Source organism: Streptomyces sp. WAC 04229, assembly GCF_003947455.1.
Lineage (GTDB): Bacteria > Actinomycetota > Actinomycetes > Streptomycetales > Streptomycetaceae > Streptomyces.
On sequence record NZ_QHJH01000381.1, the window covers coordinates 1 to 1,847 of the forward strand.

1 protein-coding gene is annotated in these 1,847 nt (G+C 73.1%); it reads left to right on the forward strand.

From position 1 onward, the window contains the following. The first annotated feature begins 187 nt into the window (after positions 1 to 187). Complete coding sequence (locus DMH12_RS38350; protein ID WP_125495846.1) at positions 188 to 1,642, forward strand: MFS transporter; 1,455 nt, start codon at positions 188 to 190, stop codon at positions 1,640 to 1,642. The last annotated feature ends 205 nt before the right edge of the window (positions 1,643 to 1,847 follow it).

A 1,847-nucleotide genomic window follows, 5' to 3' on the forward strand; every position in this document is an offset into this window, starting at 1 on the left:
GGGCATTACGGTGGGACACGAAGACCTCCGTGCGGTGCGTTCCTAGACAGCTCCACCACATCGGAGGTCTTCGCCATGTTCAAGACCCACCAGTGTCAACAACGCTCGTGATCAATACACCTAGGCCCGGCACCCCGACCGGTCCGGGACCAAATTCCGATGTACGGGCCGCGCTGCCGTTGAGAGCATGACACCCATGCCCGAAGCAACCAGTTCCCCCGTCTCCGCCACCGCCCGGACGTCCACCCGCCGCACGCCGCCGACCTGGCTGGTGGTCGCCCTGGCCTGTGCCGGACAGTTCCTCGTCGTGCTCGACGTGTCCGTCGTCAACGTCGCCCTGCCGTCCATGCGCACCGACCTCGGGCTGAGCGCGCAGGGGCTCCAGTGGGTGGTCAACGCCTACGCCATCGCCTTCGCCGGGTTCATGCTGCTCGGTGGACGGGCCGGCGACCTGTACGGGCGCAAGCGGATGTTCCTGGTCGGGCTCGGGCTGTTCACCCTGGCCTCGCTGGGCGGCGGTCTGGCCCAGGAGGGCTGGCAGCTGCTGGCCGCGCGGGCCGTGCAGGGCCTGGGCGCGGCGGTACTCGCGCCCTCGACGCTGACGATCCTGACGGCGGCGGTGCCGGAGGGGGCCGCGCGGGCCCGGGCGATCGCGACCTGGACCGCCGTGGGCGCCGGGGGCGGTGCCGCGGGCGGACTGGTGGGCGGCGCCCTGGTGGACGGGCTGTCCTGGCGCTGGGTGCTGCTGATCAACGTGCCGGTGGGTGCGGTCGTGCTGGCCGGCGCCGTGCTGTGGCTGACCGAGAGCCGGGGCGCGGCGCGGCGGCGCCTCGACCTGCCGGGTGCGCTGCTGGTGACCGTCGGCCTGGCCACGCTCGCCTACGGCATCTCGCAGACCGAGTCCGAGGGCTGGACGGCGACGGCGACGCTGGTGCCGCTGTTCGCCGGCCTCGCGCTGCTCGGGCTGTTCCTCCTCGTCGAAGCGCGGACGGCGGCGCCGCTGATGCCGCTCGGGCTGCTGCGGCTGCGGTCGGTGGCGTCGGCGAACGTGGCGATGCTGGTGTCCGGCTCGTCGATGTTCTCGATGTGGTTCTTCATGACCCTGTACGCGCAGAACGTGCTGGGCTACACCCCGCTGGAGGCCGGTCTCGCGCTGGTGCCCAGCTCCCTGGCGGTGATCCTCGGGTCCAAGGCGGCGCCGCGCTTCATGCCGGTGCTCGGGGCGCGGAACGTGGCCGTGCTGGGCACGCTCGTGGCGGCGGCGGGCTTCGGCTGGCAATCGACGATGACCGCGGACGGGGGCTTCCTGACGGCGATCATGATCCCCGGCGTGCTGATGATGCTGGGCGCGGGCATGGCGGCGACGCCGTTGGCCTCACTGGCCATCTCCGGCGCGGCACCCGGCGACGCGGGGCTGGTCTCCGGGCTGGTCAACACCTCCCGGACGATGGGCGGTTCGCTGGGCCTCGCGGTGATGTCCACGATCGCGGCGGCGAGGTCCGGCGGAGAGCACGCCGGCCCGGTGGCGCTCACGGACGGCTACGCCCTGGTCTTCCGCACGGGAACGGCGGTCCTGACCGCCGCGGCCCTCCTGATGTGGGCCTGGCTACCGGCCGGAAAGCCAAAGCCCGCCGCGGCATGAGCGCCTCGGAGTGAGCGCCCCGAAGGGGCGCGGGGAACTGCGCGGGCAACCCCCACCGGCCCGCACCCGAAGAGAGCCCGGCGGGCAGACGCGGACCCGGTACGTGGGGTGAGCGCAAGGGTGCCCAGCACCCGCGTAGGGGCGCGGGGCTCCGTTGCGTTCACCCGACGTACCGGGTTCGCGTCTGCCCGGCGGGTTCTGGGCC